Annotated in this window: 24 protein-coding genes and 1 tRNA gene; 15 read left to right on the top strand and 10 right to left on the bottom strand. The window is 66.7% G+C overall.

Annotated elements, in window-relative coordinates:
• Nucleotides 1–36 precede the first annotated feature (36 nt).
• Nucleotides 37–456 (bottom strand): SPW repeat protein, encoded by a 420-nt coding sequence (locus tag QX041_RS13350; RefSeq protein WP_316165596.1) that lies wholly within the window; start codon nucleotides 454–456, stop codon nucleotides 37–39.
• Nucleotides 457–686: 230 nt separating this feature from the next.
• On the opposite strand from QX041_RS13350, the gene QX041_RS13345 reads away from it, so the two are divergent.
• A tRNA-Gly gene (locus QX041_RS13345) sits at nucleotides 687–760 on the top strand.
• Between the two features lie 34 nt (nucleotides 761–794).
• Here QX041_RS13345 and QX041_RS13340 read toward each other — a convergent pair.
• Together QX041_RS13340 and QX041_RS13335 are read right to left on the bottom strand one after the other, a co-directional pair.
• Nucleotides 795–2660 carry an AMP-dependent synthetase/ligase gene (locus tag QX041_RS13340; protein WP_316165595.1) on the bottom strand — a complete coding sequence of 622 codons (1866 nt, stop codon included), beginning with the start codon at nucleotides 2658–2660 and terminating at the stop codon, nucleotides 795–797.
• Between the two features lie 176 nt (nucleotides 2661–2836).
• Nucleotides 2837–3202 (bottom strand): nuclear transport factor 2 family protein, encoded by a 366-nt coding sequence (locus tag QX041_RS13335; protein WP_316165594.1) that lies wholly within the window; start codon nucleotides 3200–3202, stop codon nucleotides 2837–2839.
• A 165-nt stretch (nucleotides 3203–3367) separates the two neighbouring features.
• Between QX041_RS13335 and QX041_RS13330 the strand changes: the two genes are divergently transcribed.
• The 6 genes from QX041_RS13330 to QX041_RS13305 all read left to right on the top strand — a co-directional run bounded on the left by QX041_RS13330 (nucleotide 3368) and on the right by QX041_RS13305 (nucleotide 8694).
• Nucleotides 3368–3727, top strand: a complete 360-nt coding sequence (locus tag QX041_RS13330) for a hypothetical protein (RefSeq protein ID WP_315751253.1) — start codon at nucleotides 3368–3370, stop codon at nucleotides 3725–3727.
• Between the two features lie 713 nt (nucleotides 3728–4440).
• On the top strand, nucleotides 4441–4965 hold the full coding sequence (locus QX041_RS13325) for a hypothetical protein (RefSeq protein WP_316165593.1): 525 nt from the start codon (nucleotides 4441–4443) through the stop codon (nucleotides 4963–4965).
• A gap of 130 nt (nucleotides 4966–5095) precedes the next feature.
• The gene (locus QX041_RS13320) at nucleotides 5096–5284 is read left to right on the top strand and encodes a hypothetical protein (protein WP_315751257.1); all 189 of its coding nucleotides are present in this window, start codon (nucleotides 5096–5098) and stop codon (nucleotides 5282–5284) included.
• 21 nt (nucleotides 5285–5305) lie between these two features.
• Nucleotides 5306–5899, top strand: a complete 594-nt coding sequence (locus QX041_RS13315) for an SCO family protein (RefSeq protein WP_315717162.1) — start codon at nucleotides 5306–5308, stop codon at nucleotides 5897–5899.
• Nucleotides 5900–5997: 98 nt separating this feature from the next.
• Nucleotides 5998–6906: a transporter substrate-binding domain-containing protein gene (locus QX041_RS13310; RefSeq protein ID WP_315751259.1), complete on the top strand. Its 909-nt coding sequence runs from the start codon at nucleotides 5998–6000 to the stop codon at nucleotides 6904–6906.
• Between the two features lie 141 nt (nucleotides 6907–7047).
• On the top strand, nucleotides 7048–8694 hold the full coding sequence (locus tag QX041_RS13305; RefSeq protein ID WP_316165592.1) for a lysine--tRNA ligase: 1647 nt from the start codon (nucleotides 7048–7050) through the stop codon (nucleotides 8692–8694).
• A 198-nt stretch (nucleotides 8695–8892) separates the two neighbouring features.
• On the opposite strand, the gene QX041_RS13300 is transcribed toward QX041_RS13305, so the two are convergent.
• Nucleotides 8893–9654, bottom strand: coding sequence for a carbonic anhydrase family protein (locus QX041_RS13300; RefSeq protein ID WP_316165591.1), 762 nt, complete (start codon nucleotides 9652–9654; stop codon nucleotides 8893–8895).
• A gap of 253 nt (nucleotides 9655–9907) precedes the next feature.
• Here QX041_RS13300 and QX041_RS13295 point away from each other — a divergent pair, with 253 nt between their 5' ends.
• Both QX041_RS13295 and QX041_RS13290 read left to right on the top strand, forming a co-directional pair.
• Entirely contained in the window at nucleotides 9908–10252 is a 345-nt protein-coding gene (locus tag QX041_RS13295) for a DUF952 domain-containing protein (protein ID WP_315751262.1), read from the top strand.
• Complete coding sequence (locus QX041_RS13290) at nucleotides 10249–11343, top strand: quinone-dependent dihydroorotate dehydrogenase (protein ID WP_315717952.1); 1095 nt, start codon at nucleotides 10249–10251, stop codon at nucleotides 11341–11343. Before QX041_RS13295 ends, QX041_RS13290 begins: the two co-directional genes overlap by 4 nt.
• A 71-nt stretch (nucleotides 11344–11414) precedes the next feature.
• On the opposite strand, the gene QX041_RS13285 is transcribed toward QX041_RS13290, so the two are convergent.
• The 5 genes from QX041_RS13285 to QX041_RS13265 all read right to left on the bottom strand — a co-directional run bounded on the left by QX041_RS13285 (nucleotide 11415) and on the right by QX041_RS13265 (nucleotide 16913).
• Nucleotides 11415–12710 (bottom strand): MATE family efflux transporter, encoded by a 1296-nt coding sequence (locus tag QX041_RS13285; RefSeq protein WP_315828019.1) that lies wholly within the window; start codon nucleotides 12708–12710, stop codon nucleotides 11415–11417.
• Between the two features lie 107 nt (nucleotides 12711–12817).
• The gene (locus QX041_RS13280) at nucleotides 12818–13552 is read right to left on the bottom strand and encodes an MBL fold metallo-hydrolase (protein ID WP_316165590.1); all 735 of its coding nucleotides are present in this window, start codon (nucleotides 13550–13552) and stop codon (nucleotides 12818–12820) included.
• A gap of 13 nt (nucleotides 13553–13565) precedes the next feature.
• On the bottom strand, nucleotides 13566–13874 hold the full coding sequence (locus QX041_RS13275) for a DUF6460 domain-containing protein (RefSeq protein WP_315717950.1): 309 nt from the start codon (nucleotides 13872–13874) through the stop codon (nucleotides 13566–13568).
• Between the two features lie 121 nt (nucleotides 13875–13995).
• Nucleotides 13996–15870, bottom strand: a complete 1875-nt coding sequence (locus QX041_RS13270) for an ATP-dependent DNA ligase (RefSeq protein WP_316165589.1) — start codon at nucleotides 15868–15870, stop codon at nucleotides 13996–13998.
• Nucleotides 15867–16913, bottom strand: coding sequence for a ligase-associated DNA damage response exonuclease (locus QX041_RS13265; RefSeq protein ID WP_316165813.1), 1047 nt, complete (start codon nucleotides 16911–16913; stop codon nucleotides 15867–15869). The genes QX041_RS13270 and QX041_RS13265 overlap by 4 nt, the downstream gene beginning before the upstream one ends.
• A gap of 115 nt (nucleotides 16914–17028) precedes the next feature.
• On the opposite strand from QX041_RS13265, the gene QX041_RS13260 reads away from it, so the two are divergent.
• The 4 genes from QX041_RS13260 (at nucleotide 17029) to pdeM (ending at nucleotide 22994) form a co-directional block, all read left to right on the top strand.
• Nucleotides 17029–17955 carry a class I SAM-dependent DNA methyltransferase gene (locus QX041_RS13260; protein ID WP_316165588.1) on the top strand — a complete coding sequence of 309 codons (927 nt, stop codon included), beginning with the start codon at nucleotides 17029–17031 and terminating at the stop codon, nucleotides 17953–17955.
• 108 nt (nucleotides 17956–18063) lie between these two features.
• On the top strand, nucleotides 18064–19293 hold the full coding sequence (locus QX041_RS13255; RefSeq protein ID WP_316165587.1) for an ABC transporter substrate-binding protein: 1230 nt from the start codon (nucleotides 18064–18066) through the stop codon (nucleotides 19291–19293).
• 292 nt (nucleotides 19294–19585) lie between these two features.
• Nucleotides 19586–22291, top strand: coding sequence for a ligase-associated DNA damage response DEXH box helicase (locus QX041_RS13250; protein ID WP_316165811.1), 2706 nt, complete (start codon nucleotides 19586–19588; stop codon nucleotides 22289–22291).
• Between the two features lie 49 nt (nucleotides 22292–22340).
• Entirely contained in the window at nucleotides 22341–22994 is a 654-nt protein-coding gene (gene pdeM, locus QX041_RS13245; protein WP_315751515.1) for a ligase-associated DNA damage response endonuclease PdeM, read from the top strand.
• A gap of 246 nt (nucleotides 22995–23240) precedes the next feature.
• Here pdeM and QX041_RS13240 read toward each other — a convergent pair whose 3' ends face one another.
• Nucleotides 23241–24107, bottom strand: coding sequence for a LysR family transcriptional regulator (locus QX041_RS13240; protein ID WP_315717945.1), 867 nt, complete (start codon nucleotides 24105–24107; stop codon nucleotides 23241–23243).
• A gap of 97 nt (nucleotides 24108–24204) precedes the next feature.
• Between QX041_RS13240 and QX041_RS13235 the strand changes: the two genes are divergently transcribed.
• A complete protein-coding gene (locus QX041_RS13235; protein ID WP_316165586.1) occupies nucleotides 24205–25125 on the top strand; it encodes a DMT family transporter in 921 nt (306 codons plus the stop codon).
• Entirely contained in the window at nucleotides 25122–25901 is a 780-nt protein-coding gene (locus QX041_RS13230; RefSeq protein ID WP_316165585.1) for an MBL fold metallo-hydrolase, read from the top strand. Before QX041_RS13235 ends, QX041_RS13230 begins: the two co-directional genes overlap by 4 nt.
• Nucleotides 25902–25911 lie beyond the last annotated feature (10 nt).

Genomic DNA, 25911 nt, shown 5'->3' with positions numbered 1-25911 from the left:
CGCCGCACGCAGGCGAGGCGCGATCGACCAGAGCCGCTACGGCCGGCTCACCGATACAGGCCTATCGCCGGCGAAATCGGGATCATGCGCAAGCCACAGTTCGAGCAGGCTCAGGAAGGTCACGGTGATCCCGATGGCGATGCTGACATGCATCGCCGACGTATGCACGAATCCGAGCAGCCATGGGGCTGCAACCAGCCACACTCCAAGCGCGACCTTCAGCCACTCCTCCCAATCGGCAAACGCAAGAAGGCCGCCGAGCGAGAGCACGATGACGGCAGCCCCCGCCAACTCAGCGTTGATGCGGCCGACGCTGCCGACGAAGCCGAACAGCCAGGGCGCGACGGCTAGGAACAGACCGCAGCCGAGGGTGTAAAGGTCGAGCGCCGACGGACCCGACATCACGGCGAGGGCTTTCGAGGGGGCGGTCTGAGACGCGGGGCTGTGGCTTTGCATGATGTGAGCTCCCATGACCTTCACGGCGTGGCGAAACAGGGAGAGGCGCCGCTTCCAACGGGCAAAAGCGCGATCGGCCCGATCCGTTCCGGAGCCTGCGGTTGCGGCCGATCACGATCGGGAGATCAGGCCGGTGGTAGAACTCTTGCGTCCGCCCCCCGCGGCCTTGGCGGTCTCGCGGCAACAAGCCGCTTGGCGAAACGCATGGTCTCGGCTAAGCATTGGCTAGCGCGGGCGTAGTTCAATGGTAGAACGGCAGCTTCCCAAGCTGCATACGAGGGTTCGATTCCCTTCGCCCGCTCCAATGCCGCAATGTCCTGCTGCGGTGCCCTGCAAGATCAGCTTCGTACGATAGCCGACGGCCGCGAAGCTGACGGGCGTTTTGCATAGATCGCCTCGATTTCCTTCGCAAAGCTCCGCTCGATCGCCGGACGCTTGTTCTTCAACGTCGGCGTGATCAGGCCTTCCTGCACGGTCCACGGCTCCAAGGTCCAATGCACCGCCTTCGGCGTCGCGTAGGACGGATAGGCCTTCGCGGCTCGCGCAATGTGGCGCAGCAGGGAGGCCGCTTCGGCCTCGTTGCCGCGCTGGCCGTGCGCCGCGAGCCTCGCCTGCTGCTCAGCCCAGCCCTTGGCGTTGAGCACGACGATCGCGGTCAGGAACGGCCGGTTCTCGCCGATCACGATGGCCTGCTCGAACAGCGGATCGGTCAGGATCGCGGTTTCCAGATCGGCGGGCGCAATCTTCTCGCCGGTCGAGGTGACGAGGATGTCCTTGATCCGACCGGTGATGGTGATGCGTCCGCTGTCGATGCGGGCCTGGTCGCCGGTGTGCAGCCAGCCGTCGGCTTCCCTGGTGCGCGCGGTCTCCTCCGGCCGGTGCCAATAGCCGAGCATCACGTTTGGGCCGCGCACCATCAACTCGTCATTGTCGCCGATGCGCACCTCGATGCCCGGCAGGGCGCGGCCGACGGTGCGCGGGTCGTTGTCGTCAGGCGTGTTGACGCTGACGACGGGCGATGTCTCGGTCATGCCGTAGCCCTGCAGCACCTCGAGCCCGAGCGCCAGGAACAGCCGCACCACCGGCTCGGCGATCGGGGCGCCGCCGCTGACGGCGACGTGCAGCCGTCCGCCGAATCGAGCCAGTACCTTGGCGGCGACCAGGCGTTGCAGCAGCGGCCACGCGATACGGTCGAACGCCGAGAGTCTCGTCCCGCGCCCATGCTGCGCATCGAAGCGACGGCCGCCGATCGCGATGGTCAGGTCGAGCAGCACCCGTTCCAGCGGGTTTGCGATCGCGCGGTGATGCATGATGACCGAATAGATGCGCTCATAGATGCGCGGCACGGAGATCAGGATGGTCGGACGGACCTCCACCAGATCTTCGGACAGCTGCTTCACCGAGCGCGCATAGGCGACGCAGGCGCCGATGGCGATCGGGTAGTAGTAGCCCGCGGTGCGCTCGAACGTGTGTGACAGCGGCAGGAACGACAGGAATACGTCGTCGGTATCGGCCGCCAGCCGCTGATGAATGGCCTTGAGGTTGGAAACGACGTTGTCGTGCGACAGCATCACACCCTTGGGCCGGCCCGTCGTGCCCGAGGTGTAGACGATGGCGGCGAGGTCGTGCGGCGCGATGGCGATCCGGGTGCCGGGAGGCGTGGCATCGCCGGGCGCCTTCAACCACGCCTCCAGATCGACGAGGCGCGGATCGCCGGTCGGCGGGGTCGTTTGCCGGTCGGCGCAGACGATCCGTCCCAGGTCGGGCAGGGCCTCGCCGACCGCTGCGATCTCATCCCAGCGTGTGTCCGAATCGACCAGCAGCAGCCGGGCACCGGAATCGGCGAGGATGTAGGCGATGCTGTCGGCATTATCGACGGCATGCATCGGCACCGGCACCAGGCCGAGCGAGAGCGCGGCCTGGTCAATGGCGAGATGCGCGATCCCGTTCGGCATCAGGATGGCGACACGCTCCCCCTGGGCGAAGCCCTCGGCCGCGAGCGCCCGCCGCCATCGCTCGACGACGAGATCGATCTCGCGCCAGCAGAAGCTCGCCCATCGGCCGCTTCCTGCGTCGAAATGTCGGTAGGCCTGCTTGTCCGGGCTCCGTTCGACGCGCCAGCGCCAGAGTTCGGGCAAGGTGGTGATACCGGCCAGCGTGTCGGCCGCCATGGCGTGATCATCGATGGGATTTGAGTGCTGCACGCCCGTCTCCGGCGATCCTGAACTCCGTCGCGAAGCAGAAGCTCTGCAGCGGCGGACCGGGTCCGACGTTGACGTAGCGCAATCACCACGAGACAGATCGTGCGTCTGCGCATGGGAGCCCGGCAATCGCGGCAGGCCGACCCCGCTGTGGGAGGTCGGGCGGATCGGGGCGTCCGTCAGGCGCCCTGCGGGACCTTGTCGAGAAACCCGGTGACGCGCCGGATGCGGCCGTCGGCCAGCTCGACGAAATCCGTGCCCAGGATCGGGGCTTCCGCATTCTCGGGGCCGAGCTCCCAGGAAAAGCGGAGATGATGACCGTGGCCGTCCGCGGAGCCGATCAGGCGAAAGCGGAAGTCGGGAAAGCGCTGCTGCACGCCCGCGACCAGGCCGTCCACGGCATCGCGTCCTTCGTCGCGCATCAGCGGGTCGACATAGAGCGCATCCGCGGTCCAGTGACGTGCGAGCAACGCGCCGCGCTGCGCGGCATCGCGTTCGTTCCACAGCGCGATGTAGCTCTCGGCGATCTCGGTCGGGTTGGTCATCGGTGCTCTCCATGTTGTGAACGATGAGGAGCCCATCATCGCGCCCGGCGCGCAGCGAATCGATTACGTCGAACGTCATCTCATCCGGAATGACAGAACTGTAAGTTGCCGCCCGTTTGCGCGAGGGCTACGCCACGCGCAGAGGCGGTGCGGGGAATGCGTCTCATGATGTCCGACACTTGGAAGTGGATTGCCGTCGCAATTTGTCTTGTGCTGTTCACGGCGGATACCGTGCTCAAGCCGCAGGACAAGCCCAATCGCATGGTGTTCTTCGAGCTGCATCGCGGCGGGAGCCCGACGATGATCGGCATGATGCGCGACGACCTCGTCAAGCTGCCGGGACGCGGCGCCAGCCGCATCCGCGATGCGCTCGCGCGCGGCGAGACGTTAACGGTCTGGCAATATGAATTAAGAAAGATTGAAGACGGCAGCTATCAGGAGGTGCCGGAGCGGCAGATCCAGCTCGGCGCCGCCGATGCGCCGCTCGTCACCTTTGGTGCACGGATTCGGCTGCCCGATAATTAGTTCGGTCCAGACGGCGAAAGCATCGGGAGGCAGATCGTCTCCCCGGCTGCCAGAGCGATATCGGCCCGACCTCGCTCCATCTCCCGATCCAGACGGCGCGGTGCGAGGAGAGACCCTGCCGCGCCCGCTTGCGGCGCGGGGGCTCGGCCGAACGGTCCAACCTTGTGATTGCATCCGTCGCATCTCCGGATTTCGGCCATGCCGTCGGGGCTGGCGGAAGCCCGCACCCGCGATCGTGATCGCACGAGCACCCCTGGGCCGGCGATGAGCGGGCGAGCGTCCCGCCGTCACTGGGCAGCGGGGCGCGTGTCGCGCGGAAGCTCGGCCCCGGGTTTCTCCGGAGTGTCGTTTGTGCCGCCGTGACGCCGCTGCCGCGCCGATGGGCGAATCATGCCGGGCCTCTGCCTTGCTCGTGGCGCCACCGCCATGTCCGGAACCAGCGTTGGTCCATTTTCGGTGGTAGCGACTCATTGGTGCAGCGGGCTTGCAACACTCGCGGTGAATTTGGCTTTCGCAGCTGCGCTCTCCTGGACAAAAACACGATCTCGAAACACGCTGCATTTGCGATTTGGATTTGGCTTTCGCGTTCCGGTTCTGCGGATGGGGTCGTGATTGCAAGGTCCACCGCAGTCCAAGCATCACAAGAAGCGCATCACACGAAGCGTGCCAAAGTCGGTCAGATCGGTTTTCGCCGGGTTGCACTGGGGCTCGACATGAAATTCTGGACGGGATTGCTTGCGGTCGTTCTGTTGCTGTCGGGGGTCGGCGCCAGCCAGGCCGTGGTCCGGATCGCCGATGACCGCGGTGGCCGGATCGGAACCTATGTCGACAAGTACCAGGGCCTGCGATCCTCCGGTGAGTATGTGATCATCGACGGGCTCTGCGCATCGGCCTGCACCATCGTGCTTGGGGCGATCCCGCACGAGAAGATCTGTGTCACCTCGCATGCCAATCTCGGCTTCCACGCCGCCTGGGATTTCGGCGCCAACGGCCGCGCCGTCACCAATCCCGAGGCGACCCAGATGCTGTACTCGATGTACCCTTCGCCGATCCGCCGCTGGATCACCCAGCGCGGCGGCCTGACGCCCCGGATGATCTTCCTGAAGGGCAGGGAGCTGCAGGCAATGTACAAGCCCTGCTATATGGATGCCCAGGCGTCCTCTCCGGCCTCCTCGCACGTCGTGCCCAATGCACCGGCCATCTCGCCGGCTGCCGCCAAGGCCTCTGCCTCCCATTGATCACACTGAGGCACTAGTCGCTTCGGGTGATCGCGGCCCGACTGCGGCGCTTGCCTGGACCGGCTGCGGGGCTTATCTGGAGCGAGAGGGGTGGGCCGCTTGGCCGGCTCCGGCCGATGAGAACGCCATCATGCAGCCTCTTTCAGCGCCCCAAGAGATACCGTCCGCATCGCGAGCCCGGCGTCCGGCCTCTGCTCCGGCCCTCGCGGCGGGGATCGCGGCGATCGGGCTCGTCGTCGGCGCCGTGACGATGTGGGTGCAGTACGGGACCGCGGTGTTCTTCGAGACCATCGCGGCCGGCTGGCAGGCCTGCTTCTGAGAGACAGTGAAGGAGCGCGCAATGCCGTCCAATGTCACCCGTCCGCTGGTGATCGTCGGAGCCTTCGCCGCCAGCCTGGTGGTCGGGTTGTCGCTGATGTTCCTTGTCATGGGCGGCGGCCGCAACATCGCGGCGCCGGCCGCGATCGGCGGCCCGTTTCAGTTGACCGACCAGAGCGGTGCCGTCGTCACCGAGAAGAGCCTGGAAGGGCGGCCGACCCTGATTTTCTTCGGCTTCACCCATTGCCCTGACGTCTGCCCGACCTCGCTGTTCGAGATCTCCGAGGTGTTGCGGGCGATGGGCAAGGATGCCGACAGCGTCAACGCCTATTTCGTCTCGGTCGACCCCGAGCGCGACAATCCGGCCGCGATGAAGGACTACCTCTCCAGCTTCGACCCGCATCTCAAGGGCCTGACCGGCGATCCCGAGGTGCTGGCGAAGGTTCTCACCGAGTACCGGGTCTATGCCAAGAAGGTCCCGCTGAAGGACGGCGATTACACCATGGACCACACCGCTTTGGTGTATCTGATGGACCGCAACGGCCGGTTCGTCGCGCCGTTCAACCTGAAGCGGACGCCCGAGGAAGCGGCGGCGGATCTCAAGAAATACCTCTGAGCGCGTTAACGCTCCAGCCGGGCGGCCGCCTCCGGGCCGAATCCAGCCTCGAATTTGCGCATGGATGGTCTATAAGGCGCTGACCATCGGGACCGCTGATGCCGACCGTCTTGTCAAAGCCCGTGAAATCCGCGCCTGCGGCCCGCGCCGCCATTGCCGGCGCGCTGCTGTGCTTCGGCCTCGCGGCAGCCGGCTCGGAGGCGCGCGCCCAGGCGCCCGTGAGGCCCGCCGTCGAGGCGGCGCCGCAGGCCGTCCCTGGGTTCTGGGACCCGCGACGCCGGCCGGAGCGGCCCGATCTGTCGCGCCTCACGGTGATTCGGTTCCTGACCGAGACCGACTATCCTCCGTTCAACTTCACCGGTCCGGACGGCAATCCGGCCGGCTTCAACGTCGATCTTGCCAGGGCGATCTGCGACGAGATCAAGGTGACCTGCACCGTCCAGATGCGCCGGTTCGAAACCCTGCTCGACGCGCTGTCCTCCAACCGCGGCGATGCGATCATCGCCTCGATCGCGGTGACGCCGCAGATGCGGGCGCGGGCCGATTTCTCCGATCCGTATTACCGGGCGCCCGCGCGTTTCGTGTCCCGCCGCGACGCCGTCATGACCGAGATCCGCCCCGAATTTCTCGAGGGCAAGAAGATCGGCGCCGTCGCCGGCACCGCGCACGAGGCTTACCTCAAGGCGATGTTTACCGACGCCGAGATCAAGAGCTATCCGAACGACGAGGCGCTGCGGCAGGCGCTGCGCCGGGCCGAGGTCGACCTGATCTTCGGCGACGGCATTTCGCTGGCGTTCTGGGTCAATGGCACCGATTCCGGCGATTGCTGCGCCTTTTCCGGTGGACCTTTCGTCGAAAGCCGCTATTTCGGCGAGGGCGTCGGCATCGCCGTGCGCAAGGGCAACGACCTCTTGCGCCAGGCGCTGAACTGGGCGCTGTTCCGGGTCTGGGAAAAAGGCCGCTACACCGACCTGTGGCTGCGCTACTTCTCGATCAGCCCGTTCTAGCGCTTGCCGTCGTTCCGGGGCGCGTCGAAGACGCGAACCCGGAACCTCGAGGTTCCGGGTTCGATGCTTCGCATCGCCCCGGAATGACGGGTATCATGACCGCTGTTTTGCACTGACGTCTTCGGAGAAGTCTTTTTCACGATGTCCACGATCGATCTCGTCCCAACCAGCCCGAGCGACCTGCGCGCGCTTGCCGAACAATCCAACGCCTGGCCGTTCGAGCAGGCGAAGGCGATCGTCAACCGGCTGAAGAAGAATCCGAAGGACGAGGTGCTGTTCGAGACCGGCTACGGTCCGTCCGGCCTGCCGCATATCGGCACCTTCGGCGAGGTGGCGCGCACCACGATGGTGCGCCACGCCTTCCGCGTGCTGACCGAGGACAAGATCAAGACCCGCCTGATCGCCTTCTCCGACGACATGGACGGCCTGCGCAAGGTGCCGGACAACGTGCCGAACAAGGAAATGCTGGCCACCCACCTCGGCAAGCCGCTGTCGCGCATCCCCGACCCGTTCTCCAACGAATATCCCTCGTTCGCCGCGCACAACAATGCGCGGCTGCGCGCCTTCCTCGACCGGTTCGGCTTCGACTACGAGTTTGCCTCGTCGACCGAGTACTACACCTCCGGCAAGTTCGACGCGGCGCTGCTGCGGATGCTGGAGCGGCTGGAGAAGGTGATGGCGATCATGCTGCCGTCCTTGCGCGAGGAGCGCGCGGCGAGCTACTCGCCGTTCCTGCCGATCTGCCCGCGCACCGGCCTCGTGCTGTACGTGCCGATCGTCGAGCACGACGCCAAGGCCGGCACCATCTCCTATGACGATCCCGAAACCAGGGAGCGCATGACCGTTCCGGTCACCGGCGGCCATTGCAAGCTGCAATGGAAGCCGGACTGGGCGATGCGCTGGCATGCGCTGGGCGTCGACTATGAAATGGCCGGCAAGGACCTGATCGACTCGGTGAAGCTGTCGGGCAAGATCTGCGCGGCGCTCGGTGGCACGCCGCCGGAGGGCTTCAACTACGAGCTGTTCCTGGACGAGAAGGGCCAGAAGATCTCGAAGTCGAAGGGCAACGGCCTGACCATCGACGAATGGCTGCGCTACGCCTCGCCGGAATCGCTGTCGCTGTTCATGTATCGCGAGCCCAAGGCGGCGAAGCGGCTGTATTTCGACGTCATCCCGCGGATGGTCGACGACTACCAGCAGTTCCTCGAAGGTTTTCCCAAGCAGGACGCCAAGCAGCAGCTCGGCAACCCGGTCTGGCACATCCATTCCGGAAAGCCGCCGAAGGCCGACATGCCCGTCACCTTCCAGCTGCTGCTGACCCTGGTGTCGTCGTCGAACGCGGAGAATGCCGAGACGCTGTGGGGGTTCATCGGCCGCTACCGGCCGGGCGTGACGCCGCAGACCCATCCCAAGCTCGACGCGATGGTCGGCTACGCCATCAACTACTATCGCGACTTCGTGGCGCCGACCAAGACCTTCCGCGAGCCGACCGAGGGTGAGCGCGTGGCGCTGCAGGACCTGCGCGATGCGCTGTCGAACCTGCCGGCTGACGCGACGACCGAGGACATCCAGAACGTGGTCTACGAGATCGGCCGCCGCGAGCCCTTCCTCGATCACGCCAAGAAGGGCAAGGACGGCCGGCCCGGCGTGTCGCTCGACTGGTTCAACATGCTCTACCAGGTGCTGCTCGGCCAGGAGAAGGGCCCGCGCTTTGGGTCCTTCGTCGCGGTCTACGGCGTGAACAATGCGGTGGCGATGATCGACGGGGCCTTGGCGCGGAGCGCGTGAGAGCCGCGCTGGTCGCGTCATAAAAGGTGTCGTCCCGGCCTTGCGCCGGGACCCATAGCCACCGGACACAATTTGGCGGAGGGTCTCCGCCACCTTCCAAAACAATCCAGCTTCCGCGGTATGGGTCCCCGCCTTCGCGGGGACGACAGCGGAGTTTGTGGCGGCCGCTTCAGCTCGAAGCCGCCGGAGCCGAATGAACTACACCCCCTGCAGCACGAAGCGGCGGTCGAGCTTCTGCACCGGGCGGGCGTTCATCGGATACAGCTTGGCGAATTTCGCCACGTCCGCTTCCGCGACCGAGACCGGCTCGCTCAACAGCAGCCATTCGACCACCTCTGAGCAGGGCGGCGTCGTCAGCGAGCCGGCATAGCGATAATAGGAGCGGCGTGCCGGCAGCATCATGTTGGGGTTGATGCGCGGATCGGCCTTGACCGCGGGACCCTCCTTATCCGGCATCGTCGCGACGATCTGCGCGAAGGCGGGGTTGGGACGCCCGGTGGTCATGAGAACGCCGACGACGGCGAGGCCGCCGGAGGCGGCGCGGTGCACGAAATGCGCCTCCATCGGATAGTTCTTGCCGCCGATCTGGTGCTCGCTCGGACGATGAAAATGCACCTGCAGCAGCTTGTAGGTGGTGCCCTCGAGCTTCATGGTGCTGCTGCCATCGGCGAAGTTGAGCTGGATGGTGTGGCCGTTGTTGACGATGGTGTCGGCGGTCCTGGCCCAGCTCAGTCGGAAATCGGGAAGCTGGGCCCGGGTCGAGTGCTCGATGTCGATCGGCGATTGCTGGGTGCCGACGCCGCAGACCTTGTTGGCCGCGTCGAGATCGCCCCATTTAGCCGGCCCGGTCGCGCCCTCATAGCTCCAATGCGGGGCGCCTTCGGCGGCAAAGCCCGGGGTAGCGCAGACGGGGCAGAGGGCGAGCCCCGCAAGGGCCTTCAAGACGTGGCGGCGGTCCATGACAATCTCCAAAGGTTCAAGCGTGGGCATGATCGGTTGCGAATCGCGCGCAACAGGAAAGCCGAATCGGGTTAACTCTTGCTGAGGAACCGGTTGCATCCCCGCGAGCTCGCATCACTCGGATACAACCTGAGCGGGTCGGCCGCCGGACTGTCCTGGGCAAACGATGCTTGAGTTCGCTGCCCCCTGCCGATACGGTCGGCCGCTCCCGAAAACATCAGCAAACTCAAGCTCAAGCCAGGACCGCGCAAAGGTGCCCAAAATCTACAAAATCTGCTCAGCTTCGGCCTGGCGCGAGGCGGAGCGGCTGGGCGTCTACCGTGGCAGCGCGGACGATCTGCGCGACGGGTTCATCCATTTTTCGACCGCCTCCCAGGTGCCGGAGACGGCGCGGAAGCACTTTTCGGGACAGAGCGCGCTGTTCCTGGTCGAGGTCGAGGCGGACGCGCTCGGCGATGCGCTGCGTTGGGAGCGTTCGCGCAATGACGAGCTGTTCCCGCATCTGTATGGCGAGCTCGATCTCGGTGCCGTGACCGGCGTTCACCAGATGCACAGCCGTGCCGATGGCGGCCACGACATTCCGGACCTGAAGCCGTGATTCGCGCCTTCGACCAGCTTTCGCTGCCGCTGCTCCGCTGGCTCGACGCTGAGGATGCGCACCGGCTCGCCATCCAGGGCCTGAAGCTGCTGCCGGCGATCAAGCCGCGACCGGATGATGCCAAGCTCGCGGTGCGCGCCTTCGGCCTGAACTTCCCGAATCCGGTCGGCATGGCCGCCGGCTTCGACAAGAACGCCGAGGTGCCGGACGCGCTGCTGCGGCTCGGCTTTGGCTTCGTCGAGATCGGTTCGGTGACCCCGCGGCCGCAGAGCGGCAATCCGCGCCCGCGGCTGTTCCGGCTGGAGCGCGACGAGGCGGTCATCAACCGCATGGGTTTCAACAATGACGGCGCCGAGATCGTGCTGCGGCGCCTGGCCGGGCGCGCCCACCAGGGCGGCATCGTCGGCGTCAATGTCGGGGCCAACAAGGATTCGGTCGACCGTGTCGCCGACTACGTCCGGCTGATCGAGACCTTCGCGCCGGTGGCGAGCTATTTCACCGTCAACATCTCCTCGCCCAACACGCCGGGCCTGCGCAACCTGCAGCAGGCGTCTCAGCTCGACGAGCTGCTGTCCAAGGTGCTCGAGGCGCGCGACCGCGTGCGGCGGAAAGCCGGCGATACGCCGGTCCTGCTCAAGATCGCACCCGATCTCAGCCTCGCCGAGCTCGACGACGTCGTCCATGTCGCCCGCTCGCGCGGAGTCGACGGCATGATCGTGTCGAACACGACACTCGCCCGGCCCAGCTCGCTGCGCGAGCAGTTGCGCGCCAAGGAGCAGGGCGGCCTGTCCGGGCGGCCGCTGTTCCGGCTATCGACCCGCATGGTGGCCGAGACCTTCGTGCGCGTCGAAGGTGCGTTCCCGCTGATCGGCGTCGGCGGCATCGACACCGGCGGCGCCGCGCTCACCAAGATCCGCGCCGGCGCCAGCCTGATCCAGCTGTATTCCTCGCTGGTCTACAAGGGCCTCGGCCTGGTCGAGAGCATCAAGGCCGACCTGACCTCGACCCTGCTGCGCACGGGACGCGATTCGCTGTCGGAGATCGTTGGTGCGGACGCCGCGACGATCACCGCCGAGGACTGGCCGGTTTAGATGCGCTTGATCTTCGGCGAAGAGTGTAGGGCGAGCGGGGTCGCAAAGCGCGCTGCGCGATACAGCGCCCCCTACAAACTCTCTTTGTTGCCGAACGACGCCCGCAGCAGCGCCGGATAGCGTGCGGCCTGGAAGCCGCCGCGCGCCGCGTAGAAGCTGAGCATCGCGATCCACAGGCCCGTATTGCCGAAGCCGCGCAGCGCCAGCCAGGTGCCGAGGAAGACGACCAGCGCCGCGACCATGAGGTTGCGCATGTCGCGCGCCCAGGTGGCGCCGATATAGACGCCGTCGAATGCGAAGGCGAATACCGACAGCAGCGGCGACGCCACCACGAACGGCAGATAGTCGCGCGCCGCGCGGCGCACCGCATCGCTTGCCGTCATCACGTCGATCAGCACCGGCCCGAACAGCGCGAAGATCGCGGCCACCGCGAGCGCGAAGCCGAAGCCCCAGGCGAGCACCAGCCTTGTGGCGCCGGAAAAGGCGCCGCGGTTGCGCGCGCCGAACGCATAGCCGCAGAGCTGCTCGGCGGCGTTGGCGAGGCCGTCGAGGAAGAACGCGGCCACCAGCAGGAAATTGTTCAGCACCGCGTTGGCGGCCAGCGTCGTGTCGCCGGCGCGCGCGCCCTGTGAGGTGAAGAACAGGAAGGCGATGATCATCGCCGCGGTGCGGATCATGATGTCGCGGTTGACGGCCATCATGTGCATCAGCTTGGCGCGGTCGAGCAGCGCCGCGCGCGACATCCGGGCGTCGGCCTTGACCAATCGGCGCGCCAGCACGAGGCCGATCGCGACACCGACCGTCTCCGCGATGACGGCGGCAATCGCCGCGCCGGCGATGCCGGCCTGCAGCACCTGGACGAACAGGATGGTCGCGGCCATGTTGATCAGGTTGATCGCGACCTGAATGGCCAGCGCCAGCCGTGCGCGCGCCAATCCGACGAGCCAGCCGAGCAGCACGTAGTTGGCAAGCGCCAGCGGCGCCGACCAGATCCGGACCATGAAGTAGGTGCGGGCCGCGCCGAGCACGGCGTCGCTGCCGCCCATGAGGTCGAAGATGATTGCCCCCAGCGGCAGTTGCAGCGCGATCAGGCTGACGCCGATCAGCGCGGCCAGCGCCAGGCCGCGGATCAGGACCATCAGGATCTCGTCGGTCTCGCCGGCGCCGAGCGATTGCGCGGTGAAGGCGAGCGTGCTGGCGCGCAGGAACGCGAACAGCCAGAACAGGCAGTCGAAGATCACCGAGGCCATGGCGACGCCGCCGAGCATGGCGGCTTCGCCGAGCCGGCCGATCGCCGTGGTCGAGACGATGCCGATCAGCGGCGTCGTCAGGTTGGCGATCATCGCGGGACCCGCGATGTCGAACACCTGCGCGGTCGTGACTTTGGCTGAAGCGGTCAAGAATGGCCCGTTGATTGGCAGAGCGCGCGGCACGCGCGTTCCTGCCGTTCTTAGCGGCCTTTCGCGCCTCCCGGCTAGAGGTCGATGCTCATGCCGTCATGCGCGGCCACATGGCCGATGCGGTCCAGCCGGCCCAGCATGTCGTCGCTCATATGGGTGAGCACCAGCCGCTTCGGCCGGATCGCGTCGAGATGCGCCTCCAGCACCGCGAGGCTGAGGTGGTTCTTCACCGCCTTGTCGTAGGTGTAGGCCTCGGCGATCAACAGGTCGGCGTTGCGGCCGAGCGGGATCAGGCTCTCCGTCCATTCGGTGTCCGCGGTGTAGGCGACGACCTTGCCCTCCGCCTCGATCCGGTAGCCGAGAAACGGCCCGCCCGAACTGCCGTGGACGACTGGAAACGGCGTCACGCAGACCTCGCCGAAGCGCGTCGTCTGCTCCGGTTCAAGCTCGATCGCGGACAGCTCGAATTTCCGCGGCGTGCGCGACGAATGCTCGAACAGCGCTTCCATCACCTGCGTCAGCCGCGCCGTGATGCCGGCGGGGCCGGCGATCACCAGCGGCAGCGTCCGCTTCGAAAACTGCGCATCGAGCAGCAGGAAGGGAAGCCCGGCGAAATGATCGCCATGGAAATGCGTGATCAGGATCAGTTCGATGGCGTTGCTGGCGATGCCGAGCCGCTTCAGCGCCGGCAGCGACGAGGCGCCGCAGTCGATCAGAAGGTTCGTCTGCGCGCCGGTCAGATGGAAGCAGGTGTTGGAGTTGCCGCCCGAGCCGAACGCGTCACCGCAGCCGACGAAGCGGAGCTGCATCGGCTGTGGCTCTCTATCGGCCGCGCGGGGCGAACAGCCGCGACAGGAGCCAGACCGGGATCACGATCACCGCGCCGAGCAGGAAGTAGCGCCACAGCCAGTTGAAGGCGTCGAAGCCGAGCTCGTAGAGCCGGATGAACAGCAGCCGGATGCTGTGCAGGATGTTCAGCGGATCGAAGCCGATCGCCGACAGCACGACGCCGACCAGGATCGACAGCAGCACCAGCCGGAACGCCACCGACAGCGGCGAGCCGCCGAGAAAACGGTACAGGCCATCCGAGCTGCGGGCGCGGGCCGGATAGTCCCTGACGTCGTTCGACATGGCATCGTCTCCAGGCGGGTTCGTCGGATTCGCGATCCCGATTATAAGGCACGGCAGGGCAGGTGGGGAACCCGGCTCAGCGCCGCAAGCCGGTTACCGGCAATTAATGTTCCCGGCGCTGTCACGCCGGCGCCTCGCTCTTCAACATCCGCTCCAGGGTCTCCAGCCGGTCGGCCTCGCGCGGCGGCTTGTCCCAGCGCAGCCGGCTGATGCGCGGAAAGCGCATCGCGATGCCGGATTTGTGCCGCGGCGAGCGCTGCAGGCCCTCGAACGCCACTTCGAGCACAAGGCCCTGCTCGGCCTCGTGCACGACATGCCGCACGGGACCGAACTTCTCGGTGGTGTTGCGGCGGACGAAGCGGTCGATCTGCAAGAGCTCCTCGTCGGTGAAGCCGAAATAGGCCTTGCCGACGGGCACGAGCTGATCTCCGCCGTCTCCCGCCGTCCAGACACCGAACGTGTAGTCGGAGTAATAGGAGGAACGCTTGCCGTGGCCGCGCTGAGCATACATCAGCACGGCATCGATGATGTGCGGATCGTGCTTCCACTTCCACCATTGTCCCTTGGGCCGGCCGGGCAGATACAGCGCGTCGCGCCGCTTCAGCATCACGCCTTCCACCGCTTCGGCATCGTCTCCTGCGCCGGCAGATGCGGGATTGGCGCGCGCGGCCTTCAGCTCGTCCCAGGTGGAAAACGCGATGGTCGGCGACAAGTCGACACGCGGTTCGTCGAGTCGCTTGATGAAAGCCTCGAGCCGTTCACGCCGCTCGGCGAACGGCAGCTCACGCAGATCGTTCTCCTCGTCGCCGAGCAGGTCGTAGGCGCGCAGGTGGATCGGGTACTCCTTCATCAGCTTCGGCGACACCGTCTTGCGGTTCAGCCGCTGCTGCAGCACGTTGAAGCTCTGCACGCGCTGATCGCGCACCACCAGCAGCTCGCCGTCGAGCGCGCCGGGCAGATGCAGCGACGGCAACAGGTCCGGGAAACTCGCCGTGATGTCCTCGCCGCTGCGCGAATACAGCCGTGTGACGACGCGGCCGTCGGCCTCGCGGCCGCTCACCGCCTGCACGCGGATGCCGTCCCATTTCCATTCCGCGATGTAGTCGGCCGCGTTCATGCCGGCGAAGTCGTCGTCCTCGACGGCATGCGCCAGCATCACCGGCCGGAACGGCGCGGGATCGCGATTGACCGGCTTGTCGCCGCGGCCTTCCAGCCAGGCGAACAGGTCGAGATAGGGCGGCGACAGCCCCGGCCAGATCAGCTCGACCTCGTGCGGGTCCTTGTCGCCGAGCGCGGCCGCTGCGGTCTTGGCCAGGCGCGCGGAGATGCCGATGCGCAAAGCGCCGGTGACCAGCTTCAGCAGTGCCCAGCGCCCGGTCTCGTCGAGCTCATCCAGCCATTGCGCGAGTTGCCGCGGCATCTCGGTCTTGCCGAGGGTGCGCAAGGTGGTGACAACCTCGGTCAGCGTCGGCGGTGGCGGGTCGTTGTGGCCGGGTGTGGGGTCCCTCGTGAGACCGCCCGTGGGGTGCCCCCCTCTCTGCCCCTCCCCCACAAGGGGGGAGGGAACGGAGAGAGCGGCTGTGGGGGACGAGAGACGTGAAGGGGGAGCGATGCTCGATGCAGACCGAGACAGCAACTCCGAACGCGTCAGCGCTCCCTCCCCCCTTGTGGGGGAGGGGTGGGGAGGGGGGTACCCAGGAACGAGCTGCTGATGATGCGCCCTGTCCTTCGGCCACATCAGCGCGACGGTCTCCGAGAGATCCCCCACATAATCATACGACAGCGCGAACAGCACCGGATCGGTGCGCGCGGCGATCAGGTCGCGGATCAGCGCCGGCTTGGCGTGCTTGAACGACAGCGCGCCGGTGAGCGCACCAAGCGCGTAGCCGCGATCGGGATCCTCGACCTCGCGGAAGTACGACGTCAGCAGCCGCAGCTTGTTGTTGCGGCCGGGCTCATAGGCGAGGCGGTCGAGCAACTCGGCGAAGCGGTTCATGCCTCGGCGTCCTCCGTGGCCACCACCTCGCTTTCCTCCTCGTCGCCGTAGCCGACCAGATCAAGCGGCCGGGCCGCGAGCCCCTTGGCTTGGCACCAATGCACCAGCGCGTCCTCCTGCCCATGGGTGACCCACACCTCGCTTGCGCCGGTCGCGGCGATGGTAGCGGTCAGCCCGTCCCAGTCGGCATGATCCGAGATCACCAGCGGCAGCTCGACGCCGCGCTGCCGGGCGCGGGCGCGCACCCGCATCCAGCCCGAGGCGAAGGCCGTGACGGGATCGGGAAAGCGGCGGGTCCACAGGTCGGAGGTCGCGGTCGGCGGCGCCAGCGTGATCGTGCCGGCGAGCTCGGCCTTCTTGACGCCCTTCACAGGCCTCAGCTCGCCCAGCGCAATTCCCTTGTCCCGATAGTAGCGCGTGATCCTCTCCATCGCGCCATGCAGGTAGATCGGCTGCTCATAGCCGGCCTCGCGGATCAGCGCGATCACGCGCTGCGCCTTGCCGAGGGAATACGCGCCGACCAGATGCGCGCGGTCGGGAAACAGCGCCACCGAGGCCAGCAGCTTGTTCACTTCCAGCGCCGCGTCGCCGTGACGGAACACGGGTAGGCCAAAGGTCGCCTCGGTGATGAAGACGTCGCATTGCACCAGCTCGAACGGCGCGCAGGTCGGATCGCGCGCATCCTTGTAGTCGCCGGATGCGACGATGCAGGTGCCGCCGCAGGACACCTTGATTTGCGCCGAGCCCAGTACATGGCCCGCAGGGTGGAAACTGACGGTGACGTCACCCAGCCTGATCCGCTCGCCATAGCCGATCGCCTGCGTGGAGCCTGCAAAGTTGTCGCCATAGCGCAGCCGCATGATGTCGAGCGTTTCCTGGGTCGCCAGCACCGCGCCGTGGCCGGGGCGGGCGTGGTCGGAATGGCCATGGGTGATCAGCGCCCGCTCGACCGGGCGCACGGGATCGATGTGAAAGCCGCCGGCCTTGCAGCAGAGGCCGGACGGAACGGGCAGCAGAATGTCTTGCGGACGCATGTGGGTCATATAGGTCATGCAAGACGCGTTTTCAGGCCGTGCCAGTTTCCATCTCGTCATGCGCGGGCTTGACCCGCGCATCCATCTCCTCGATGAGAAGTTCGCATTGACGACGATGGTTCCCATGCCCCACCGCCTGTTCCTGTCCTCCGGCGATCTGATCGCCGACCGCCGCTACGAGTTCGCCCGCGACCTGCAATTGAAGGGCGACCTGGTCGCGGCCGCAGAGGTGATGGAGCAGGCCATCGAGGTCGCCCCCAACTTCGCCTCGGCCTGGTTCGAGCTCGGCAAGATCCGTCTCGGTCTGGGCGAAATCGACAAGGCGATCTCGGCCTTCCAGAACGCCTGTGCCGCCGATCCGGATGATCGTCACGGCGCCGCCGTGCATCTGATGCAGCTCGGCGCCGCGCCGCTGTCGGACATGCCCAAGGCCTATGTGCAGTCGCTGTTCGATCAGTATGCGCCGCGCTTCGAGGCCGAGCTGACCGAGCGGCTCAACTACCGCGCGCCGGCGATCCTGTTCAAGGCGGTGCTCGCGGTGCGCGCGGCCGAGCGCAAGCCGGCCTACTTCAAGCGCGCGATCGATCTCGGCTGCGGCACCGGGCTGGGCGCGGCGGCGTTCGCCAAGAACGTCGACAGCATCATCGGCATCGACCTGTCGGCCGGCATGATCGCGGAGGCGCGCGCCACCGGGCTCTATGCCGGGCTCGAGGTCGACGACATGACCGCAGGGCTGCAGCGCCAGGACGATGCGTCTGCGGATCTCATTCTTGCTGCCGATGCGATGGTCTATGTCGGCGACCTCGGCCCGGTGTTGCGGGAGGCGCAACGTGTGCTGATGCCTGGCGGACTGCTGGCCTTGACCGTCGAGACCCATGACGGCGACGGTGTCATCATGGGCAAGGGGCTGCGCTATGCCCATGGCGCGGAATATGTCCGTGGCGTGATCGCAGCCGCGGGATTGAAGTTGGCCCATCTCGCGCCGGCATCGCCGCGGACCGAGGAGCAGTTGCCGGTGCGCGGGCTGGCCGTGGTCGCGGCCAGGACTTGAGTCTAGACGCTATTGAATGCGCTGCACGCGGCGTCCAATGCGGCAACTTCGCTCTTGCCGCAGCTCTCCCGATGCCAAAAAATGTCGGCAGTCTAGGGAGAGACAAAAATGAAAAAACATCTGACGCGGCGCGATTTCTGCGCCACCGCGCTTGCGACCATCGGCGCCTCGACGATCGCTTCGCCCCATGTCTGGGCCGCCGAGAAGAAATATGATGCCGGCGCCAGCGATACCGAGATCAAGATCGGCCAGACCATTCCGCATTCCGGCCCCGGTTCGCTGTATGGCGTGCTCGGCCGTGTCGGCGAGGCCTATTTCCAGATGCTCAACGAGCAGGGCGGCATCAACGGGCGCAAGGTCAAGTTCCTGACGATGGACGATGCCTATAGCGCGCCGAAATGCGTCGAGGCGACGCGGCGGCTGGTCGAGCAGGACGAGGTGCTGGCGCTGTACGGCTCGCTCGGCACCGCGCCGCAGACCGCCGTGCACAAATACCTCAACTCCAAGGGCGTGCCGCAGCTCCTGCTCAACACCGGCGCCTCGAAGTGGAACGACCCCAAGAACTACAAATGGACCATGGCCGGTCTGCCGCTGTATCCGACGGAGGCGCGCATTCTCGCCAAGCATGTGCTGAGCGTGAAGCCGGAAGCCAAGATCGGCATCCTCTATCAGAACGACGATTTCGGCCGTGACTTCCTGGGGCCGTTCAAGAAGGTGCTGGCCGACGCCGGCGGCAAGGCGCAGGTGATCATGGAGCAGACCTACGATCTCACCGAGCCGACGGTGGACTCGCAGCTGATCAACCTGTCGAAGTCGGGCGCCGACGTGTTCTACAACATCAGCACGGGCAAGGCCTCGTCGCAGTCGATCCGCAAGGTGGCCGAGCTCGGCTGGAAGCCGCTGCAGCTGCTGTCGGCGGGCTCGACCGGCCGTTCGATCCTGTCTGCCGCCGGCCTCGAGAATGCCAAGGACATCGTCGCGATCCGCTATTCCAAGGACGCCGGCGTGCCGCAATGGAAGGACGATCCCGACGTCAAGGGCTTCGAGGCGCTGCGCGCCAAGTACCTGCCCAACATCGATCCCGACAACACCATCGCCTATGCCGGCTACGGCCAGGCGGTGTCGATGGGTGAGATCCTGCGCCGCTGCGGCGACACGCTGACCCGCGAGAACGTGCTCAAGCACGCCACGACACTCGCCGGCTTCCACTCGCCCTTCTTCCTCGATGGCGTCAATTACGCCTACACGCCGGACGACTATACGCCGATGAAGACGCTCTACATCTCGATCTTCGACGGCAAGGACTGGAGCATCTCCGAGAAGCCGATGACGGAGTAGGGATTTTCCCTCCATCGGATGATGACACCGGAGCTGTGGCCGCACTCTCCGGTGTCGTCCCTGCGAACGCAGGGAACCATACCGCGGAATCTATCGGTGAGGCGTCACTGCAAGTCATCGTCCCACAAAAGCCGGTGGCTACGGGTCCCTGCGTTCGCAGGGACGACAACGGAGTTTGCTGAGGCGCCGGTGCGCTCCAACATGGGCTGGGCCGACGGCGGAGGTGGTCGAGGCAGTCGAGTGTTATCGCCCGACCCTCGACGAACCGCGCGTGACTGCCTACCTTCCCCCGGTGCCGCCCCGCGTCTCACCAGTCCCACCCGACGACAGCGCCGCGCTGCCCGACCATTTCACCGAATGGTTCGCGGCGCGCGGCTGGGCGCCGCGCGCGCATCAGCTGGCGCTGCTGGAGAAGGCTCGCGCGCAACGCTCGGCGCTGCTGATCGCCCCGACCGGCGCCGGCAAGACGCTCGCCGGGTTCCTGCCGACCCTGGTGGAGCTCGGCTCCGCCGTCGCGCCGAAGCATCGTTCTGTTCTTGCCAAGCCATCCGCTCTCTCCGCTCCCTCCCCCCTTGTGGGGGAGCGGCGGGGAGGGGGGCCTCCGGCGGCGGTGTCGATGGTGACACCCGGCACCAAGCCGAATGCACTGGCCGAGCTCGCGAACACGGAAAAGAGCAAGCAGACGGCGAACCGCATCCCGCGACCCGCCGGCCTGCACACGCTCTACATCTCCCCGCTCAAGGCGCTCGCGGTCGACATCGCGCGCAATCTCGAGGCGCCGATCTCCGAGATGGGCCTGCCGATCAAGGTCGAGACCCGCACCGGCGACACGCCGGTGTCCCGCCGGCAGCGGCAGCGCCGCTATCCGCCGGATATCCTGCTGACCACGCCGGAGCAGATGGCGCTGCTGCTGTCGTCCGACGATGCGCCGTTCCTGTTTTCCTCGCTGAAGCGCGTCGTGCTCGACGAGCTGCATGCGCTGGTCACCTCCAAGCGCGGCGATCTCTTGTCGCTCGCGCTGGCGCGGCTGTGGCGGCTTGCGCCGGACATGCGCATGATCGGCCTGTCGGCGACCGTCGCCGAGCCGGAGCAACTCGCGCGCTTCCTGGTGCCGCAGCCGTGCGACGGCATAGCCGCGGCCGACGTCGTGGTCGCCGGCGGCGCCGCGCCGCCGGTGGTCGAGATGCTCGATACGCAGGAGCGGCTGCCGTGGGCCGGCCACAGCGCGCGCCATGCGCTGGCCGAGATGTACGAGCTGATCAAGCGAAACAAGACCACGCTCGTGTTCGTCAACACCCGCAGCCAGGCCGAGATGCTGTTCCAGGAGTTCTGGCGCATCAACGACGACAATCTCGCCATCGCCCTGCATCACGGCTCGCTCGACGTCGCGCAGCGCCGCAAGGTCGAGGATGCGATGTCGGCCGGCAGGCTGCGCGGCGTCGTCTGCACCTCCTCGCTCGATCTCGGCGTCGATTGGGGCGACGTCGATCTCGTGATCAATGTCGGCGCGCCCAAGGGCTGCTCGCGGCTGATGCAGCGCATCGGCCGTGCCAATCACCGGCTCGACGAGGCTTCGCGGGCGGTGCTGGTGCCGGCCAACCGCTTCGAGGTGCTGGAATGCTCGGTCGCGATCGATGCCATCGCCGACAATGCGCAGGACACGCCGCCTTTGCGTACTGGCGCGCTCGACGTGCTGGCGCAGCACGTGCTCGGCTGCGCTTGCGCCGAGCCGTTTCTCAGCGACGAGCTCTATGTGGAGGTCATCACGGCGGCCCCCTATGCGTCGCTGTCGCGCGCTGATTTCGACGATGTCGTCGACTTCGTCGCCACCGGCGGCTATGCGCTGAAGACTTATGAGCGGTTTGCCCGCATCAAGCAGGATGCGAGGGGACGCTGGCGCGTCGCCAATCCCAAGGTGCGGCAGAGCTATCGCCTGAACGTCGGCACCATCGTCGAGGAGGCGATGCTGAAGGTGCGGCTGGTGCGCTCGCGCGGCGGGGCCAAGGGCACGACCGGCGCGATCGCGCGCGGCGGACGGCTGCTCGGCGAGATCGAGGAGGCGTTCATCGAAGGCCTCACCCTCGGCGATACGTTCGTGTTCAGCGGCGAGATCGTGCGCTATGAGGCGCTGGCCGAGGACCAGGTCTATGTGTCGCGCGCCAATGATTCCGATCCGAAGGTGCCGTCCTACATGGGCGGCAAGTTTCCGCTGTCGACCTATCTCGCCGAGCGCGTGCGCGGCCTGCTCGACGACCGCACCGCCTGGAGCGCGTTGCCGGAGCAGGTGCGCGACTGGCTGTCCTTGCAGAAGGACGTGTCGCGCATCCCGGCCCGGCGCGAGCTTTTGGTCGAGACCTTCCCGCGCTCCAACAAGCACTACATCGTCTGCTATCCGTTCGAGGGCCGGCTCGCGCATCAGACGCTCGGCATGCTGCTGACGCGCCGGCTCGAGCGGGCGCGCGCCCGGCCGCTCGGCTTCGTCGCCAACGAATATGCGCTTGCGGTGTGGGGGCTCGGCGACATCTCGCTCATGGTCAAACAGGGGCGGCTCGATCTCGCCGCGTTGTTCGACCCGGATATGCTTGGCGACGATCTCGAGGCGTGGCTCGCCGAATCCGCGCTGATGAAGCGCACGTTCCGCTCGTGCGCCATCATCTCCGGCCTGATCGCGCGGCGGTCGACGACCGAGGAGAAGACGCGCCGCCAGGTGCTGTTCTCGACCGATCTGGTCTATGACGTCCTGCGCCGGCATCAGCCCGATCACATGCTGTTGCGCGCGGCGCGCGCCGATGCCGCCACCGGCCTGCTCGATCTGAAGCGGCTCGGTGATATGCTCCAGCGCATCGAGGGACGAATCACCCATCGGGAACTCGATCGCGTCTCGCCGCTGGCGGTGCCGGTGATGCTGGAAATCGGCCGCGAATCCGTCTATGGCGAGGCCGCCGACGAGCTCCTGGCCGAGGCTGCCGAGGAACTCGTGAAGGAAGCGATGGGGTAGATCGACAAGCGAGGCGGACTTGCGGGGGACTTTCTGCGCATCGGGCATGATGGACGTCGCCGGCACCGCGCTGCGCGTCGATCTCTCCGGCGCGCTGGTGTGGGACGAGCAGCGTCTGCTCGTCGTCTCCGATCTGCATCTGGAAAAGGGCTCGAGCTACGCGTCGCGCGGCACCCTGCTGCCGCCGTTCGATACCGTGGCGACTCTCAATCGCCTCACAGCCGTGATCGCCCACTACAATCCGCGCATCGTGATCGCGCTTGGCGACAGCTTTCACGATCGCGATGCGCATACGCGTCTCACCGGCGACGACCGCGCCTGCATCGCCAACCTGCAGGTCGGCCGCGACTGGGTCTGGATCACGGGCAACCACGATCCGGCCCCGCGCGGCATCGGCGGCGAGCTGGCCGACGCGGTCACGCTCGGCGCGGTGACGTTCCGTCACGAGCCCTCCGGCGCGCGCGGCGAGATCGCCGGCCATCTGCATCCGAAGGCGCGCGTCGCGACACGAGCGCGCACGCTGGAGCGGCGCTGCTTCGTCTGCGATGGCGAGCGCGCCGTGATGCCGGCGTTCGGCGCCTATGCCGGGGGCCTGAGCGTGCGCGACGCGGCCTTCGCCAAGCTGTTTCCGAAGCGCGCCTTCATCGCGCATGTGCTGGGAGATAGACGCCTGCACAGCATCGCCGCGGCGCGGTGCTATTAGTTGGATGATGGAAATTCATTAGTTGGATGAGTGATCAGAGGTCGAACGGATCATTCGAAGTTGGACTGATCATGCCCGCCGCGCGCATCGCTGTGCTCTCTCCCTCGCTTGCGGGGGAGAGTTGGAGAGGGGGCGCCAAGCGCAGCGCCGTCGGAACGGCCCCTCCCTAGCCCTCCCCCGCAAGCGGGAGAGGGAACGCAGCGTCCTCGTGGCGTCATGGTCGCCGGAGCCGCGGACGAATGCCCGTCAGGCCGCCTTCGCCTGCACCTTCTCGCAGAACTCGGCCAGCCGGTCGGCCAGGCGCAGCGTCGCCGGGCTGGCGTCGGGCGAGGCGACCAGCGCGACCTCGGTGCGCTCGATCGGCGCAAAGCCCTCGCGGGCGGTCAGCACGCGGTGCTCCGACTGCACCGACATCTCGGACAGAATGCTCAGCCCCATGCCGGCGGCGACCGCGGCCTGGATGCCGGCGAGGCTCGACGAGGTGTAGGCCATGTGCCAGGCGCGTCCCTCGCTCTCCAGCGCATGGATCGCGCGGGTGCGATAGATGCAGCCGAGCGGGAAGCCGATCAGCGGCAGCGAGCGGGCCTCGAGGTTGACCGGATGGCTCTTGCTGGTCACCCAATAGACCTGCTCCGGCCATGCCGCGATCGCTGCGTGTGCGTCGTCGGCACCGCGCTTGAGCAGCGCCAGATCGAGATCGCCGCGCTCGATGTCGCGCTTGAGGTTGAGGCTCTGGTCGGCGCGCACGTCGAGCCGCAGATCGGGGTGGGCGCGCGAGAACGCGGCGAGCAGCTTGGCGAGCCGGTAGGCCGCGAAATCCTCGGGGATGCCGAGCTTCACCGCGCCGTCGGGTCCGGGCCGCGCCACGACGTCGCGGGCCTCCTCGGCGAGCGCGAGCAGGCGGCGGGCATAGGACAACAGCCGTTCGCCGGCCTCGGTCGGCGTGACCTCGCGGCCGTCGCGGTTGAGCAGCGTCTGGCCGAGGTCGTCCTCCAGCCGGCGAATCTGCTGGCTGATCGTCGACTGCGTGCGGTGGACGCGCTCGCCCGCGCGGGTGAAGCCGCCGGCCTCGACCACCGAGACGAAGCTGCGCAACAGGTCCAGATCGAGCACTCGGGACCTCCATTCGGAAAACCACTGAGTGTCAGTCTATCATTTAATTTCCAAATGGGAAAGAACAGCCCTACACCGGCGGCGAAGGAGACCTCCGATGTCGTCCGTATCCTCCGTTGCCGTGAGCCCCGAGAAGTCCAACCTGCTGCCGCTCCAAATCGGCCTGTTCTGCCTGTTGTGGAGCTTTGCCTTCGTTGCCGGCAAGATCGGGGTGACTTATTGTCCGCCGCTGCTGCTGCTCGCGGCGCGGTTCTCGCTCGCTGGTGTCCTCATTCTTGTGGTGCCGGCGGTCCGGGGCGAGCTGCGCATGAGCTGGCGCGATGCGGCCGTGTTCGCGATCATCGGCATCGCCAACAACGCGCTGTATCTCGGTCTCGGCTACACCGGGCTGCAGACCGTGTCGGCGGGGCTCGGCGGCCTGATCGTCTCGGCCAATCCGGTGTTCACCGCGGTGTTCGCGGCGCTGCTGCTGGGCGAGCCGCTGACCCTGCGCAAAATCTCAGGCCTCGCGCTTGGCACCATCGGCGTCGCCATGATCGTCTGGCACCGTATGTCCGTCGGCACCGACCAGCTCGAAGGCATTCTCTATACGCTGGCGGCGCTGGCCTCGATCGTGACCGGCACCATTCTGTTCAAGCAGCTCGCCCCGCAGGGCAGCCTGTGGGTCGGCAACGGCATCCAGAACCTCTCAGCCGGGCTGGTGTTATGGCCGGTCGCGCTCGGCGTGTCGCACGTGGGCGAGATCGTGCCGAATGCGCAACTGATCGGCGCGTTCGCCTTCCTCGTGCTCGGTGGCTCGATCCTGGCCTATGTGCTCTGGTTCCATCTCTTGAAAGTATGCGGCGCGACCGCGGCCAGCGCCTATCATTTCGTGATGCCGCCGCTCGCGATGATCTTCGCCTTCCTGGTGCTCGGCGAGCACGTGGCGCTGCAGGACCTGCTCGGCGTCGTTCCCGTCGCGCTCGGGATCTATCTGGTCACGCGGGCGCCGGCCCGTACCATTGGAGCATCGTCATGAGTGTTGCGATCACCCTGATCGGCGGCCCGACCGCCCTTATCGAAATCGATGGCTTCCGCCTGCTGACCGATCCCACATTCGATGCTCCCGGCCGCTATGAATTGCCGCATGTCGTACTGGAGAAGCTCACTGGACCAGCGATGACCGCTGAGGCGATCGGGGAGGTCGATGCGGTGCTGCTGAGCCATGATCAGCACTCCGACAATCTCGACCATGGCGGCCGCGCCTTCTTGAGACGCGCACCGCGCGTGCTCACGACGGAAGTCGGCGCAAGCAGGCTCGGTGCGCTGGCGGAAGGATTGGCGCCGTGGCAGACGACGCAGCTCAGCAAAGGCGGCAGGACATTGACGGTCGCGGCGACGCCGGCGCGCCATGGTCCCGCCGGCATCGAGCCGCTCGCGGGCGATGTGATCGGCTTCGTCCTGATCCCGCAGCACGGCGCGCCCGTCTATGTCAGTGGCGACACGGTGTTCTATGACGGCGTGGCGGAGGTGGCGCGGCGTTTCAAGCCTGGTGTCGTGATGCCTTTTGCCGGAGCGGCGCAGACACGCGGGCCGTTCCACCTCACCATGGACACCAACGACACGATCGAGACCGCGCGCGTGTTTGCCGAGGCCGCCATCGTTCCGGTTCACACGGATGGCTGGGCGCATTTCCGCCAGAGCGCGCAGGACCTGCGCAAGACCTTCGATGCGCTCGGGTTCGGTGCGCGGCTGAAGCTTCTGGAGCCCGGTGTTCGGACGGTGATCGCCTCGTCACCCAGCTCCTCCCACTGACGAGAAAAAG

Source organism: Bradyrhizobium sp. SZCCHNRI2009 (assembly GCF_032485115.1).
In the GTDB taxonomy this organism is placed as follows: Bacteria; Pseudomonadota; Alphaproteobacteria; order Rhizobiales; family Xanthobacteraceae; genus Bradyrhizobium.
This window is presented reverse-complemented; position numbering and strand designations above follow the sequence as displayed.

Excerpts from the sequence above, each read along its gene's own strand:
- QX041_RS13350 (WP_316165596.1), bottom strand. The coding sequence starts at position 456 with ATGCAAAGCCACAGCCCCGCGTCTCAGACCGCCCCCTCGAAAGCCCTC.
- QX041_RS13335 (WP_316165594.1), bottom strand. The coding sequence starts at position 3,202 with ATGACCAACCCGACCGAGATCGCCGAGAGCTACATCGCGCTGTGGAAC.
- QX041_RS13330 (WP_315751253.1), top strand. The coding sequence starts at position 3,368 with ATGATGTCCGACACTTGGAAGTGGATTGCCGTCGCAATTTGTCTTGTG.
- QX041_RS13325 (WP_316165593.1), top strand. The coding sequence starts at position 4,441 with ATGAAATTCTGGACGGGATTGCTTGCGGTCGTTCTGTTGCTGTCGGGG.
- QX041_RS13320 (WP_315751257.1), top strand. The coding sequence starts at position 5,096 with ATGCAGCCTCTTTCAGCGCCCCAAGAGATACCGTCCGCATCGCGAGCC.
- QX041_RS13315 (WP_315717162.1), top strand. The coding sequence starts at position 5,306 with ATGCCGTCCAATGTCACCCGTCCGCTGGTGATCGTCGGAGCCTTCGCC.
- QX041_RS13310 (WP_315751259.1), top strand. The coding sequence starts at position 5,998 with ATGCCGACCGTCTTGTCAAAGCCCGTGAAATCCGCGCCTGCGGCCCGC.
- QX041_RS13305 (WP_316165592.1), top strand. The coding sequence starts at position 7,048 with ATGTCCACGATCGATCTCGTCCCAACCAGCCCGAGCGACCTGCGCGCG.
- QX041_RS13300 (WP_316165591.1), bottom strand. The coding sequence starts at position 9,654 with ATGGACCGCCGCCACGTCTTGAAGGCCCTTGCGGGGCTCGCCCTCTGC.
- QX041_RS13280 (WP_316165590.1), bottom strand. The coding sequence starts at position 13,552 with ATGCAGCTCCGCTTCGTCGGCTGCGGTGACGCGTTCGGCTCGGGCGGC.
- QX041_RS13275 (WP_315717950.1), bottom strand. The coding sequence starts at position 13,874 with ATGTCGAACGACGTCAGGGACTATCCGGCCCGCGCCCGCAGCTCGGAT.
- QX041_RS13270 (WP_316165589.1), bottom strand. The coding sequence starts at position 15,870 with ATGAACCGCTTCGCCGAGTTGCTCGACCGCCTCGCCTATGAGCCCGGC.
- QX041_RS13265 (WP_316165813.1), bottom strand. The coding sequence starts at position 16,913 with ATGACCCACATGCGTCCGCAAGACATTCTGCTGCCCGTTCCGTCCGGC.
- QX041_RS13260 (WP_316165588.1), top strand. The coding sequence starts at position 17,029 with ATGCCCCACCGCCTGTTCCTGTCCTCCGGCGATCTGATCGCCGACCGC.
- QX041_RS13255 (WP_316165587.1), top strand. The coding sequence starts at position 18,064 with ATGAAAAAACATCTGACGCGGCGCGATTTCTGCGCCACCGCGCTTGCG.
- pdeM (WP_315751515.1), top strand. The coding sequence starts at position 22,341 with ATGGACGTCGCCGGCACCGCGCTGCGCGTCGATCTCTCCGGCGCGCTG.
- QX041_RS13235 (WP_316165586.1), top strand. The coding sequence starts at position 24,205 with ATGTCGTCCGTATCCTCCGTTGCCGTGAGCCCCGAGAAGTCCAACCTG.
- QX041_RS13230 (WP_316165585.1), top strand. The coding sequence starts at position 25,122 with ATGAGTGTTGCGATCACCCTGATCGGCGGCCCGACCGCCCTTATCGAA.